This window comes from Pseudogracilibacillus sp. SO30301A, assembly GCF_037072025.1.
Taxonomy (GTDB): domain Bacteria; phylum Bacillota; class Bacilli; order Bacillales; family Amphibacillaceae; genus Pseudogracilibacillus.
Map to the genome: position 1 here is coordinate 1 of NZ_JAXHDD010000137.1, position 1,178 is coordinate 1,178.

Consider the following 1,178-nt stretch of genomic DNA (forward strand, 5'->3'; position numbering starts at 1 on the left):
TGTGGCATATCCTCCATCAATTATTGGAAATCTCTCTTTAAAAACCTAACCCAAAATTCCTGTTCTTTAATTTTCCCAGTCCATAATTCTTCGGATCTCCTTTCTAAACTTAATAAGGTCATCATATGCAACCTCAAATTTTGAAGATAAATCCTCCCAAAATATTGGTGAAAAGTTAGTTGCAATCACTCCTGCAATATCTAAAACTAAATCAGGTTTTGTTCCCATTTTATTTTCAGTCCACCTCAAAAATTATTTACCCCTGTATATTCAAATACCTTAGTTGGAATATGGCTGTTGGTTTAGAATAAAGTTTGATTAAAATGAGTTGATAAAGCCTGATTTAACAACACAACTAGAGCCTGTTTTTGAAAAAAGATTGATCAAAACAGGCTCTCAACATATTTCGCTCCATAGAATTTTTATAAAAAAGTTTGATCATTTTCTGTTTGGGTTATTCCATTAAAGTGCCCTATTGAGGAAGACTGCTTAAATTATCATTTCTTTTTCTCTTATTCAACACGAGCAGGCATGCAATTAGAATTAAATTAGCTACTGAAACAATAATACTACCCTCGATTTTATAGGCACCACCTGATATTAACGAATTTCCTTGAAAAGTACTGTTTAAGAGACTTGGATAATCAGGTGCCAAAGAAACACCACCAAGTATAATTGCTCCAATTGTATTCCAAATGAAATGAGCAATTATTGGTGCTACTATTGTACGTGTGTATTCTAATAGTAACGTTACAAAAATACTCATTGAAACAATATTAAGCACAGGAATAATACCCGCTTCAAATGCACCAGCATGCATAAGGGTAAATAATGCAGTCGTTAAAACAATTGCCACAACCACATTATATTTTTGCTTCCACAATTGATACAGATAACCCCTAACCAGAAATTCCTGCATTGCAGCATTCAGGAGCGCTGCCAAAATCCAAATCCATATAAAATCAATATTATTGTGACCTTGGATGTTCATGGTATTTGTAAGCAGTAGAAAAGCTACCACACTACCTAGCCACAAGACACCTAATACAATACCTATTATGGAATTTTTAAAGAAATTTTGGGCTATAGGAACCGTGATTTTACTCCTTTCCACAATTAACACAAAGATTAAAGAAAGTATAATAATGGCAGCAAGCGGTTGGAATTCTAACCATAAC

The 1,178-nt window shown here is 33.5% G+C and carries 2 protein-coding genes; both read right to left on the bottom strand.

From position 1 onward, the window contains the following. Nucleotides 1-66: 66 nt before the first annotated feature. On the bottom strand, nt 67-249 hold the full coding sequence (locus tag SPD89_RS22795; protein WP_336264236.1) for a hypothetical protein: 183 nt from the start codon (nt 247-249) through the stop codon (nt 67-69). 223 nt (nt 250-472) lie between these two features. After that, nucleotides 473-1,178 (bottom strand): CPBP family intramembrane glutamic endopeptidase (locus tag SPD89_RS22800; RefSeq protein WP_336264237.1); only part of this gene is annotated, 706 nt, incomplete at its 5' end.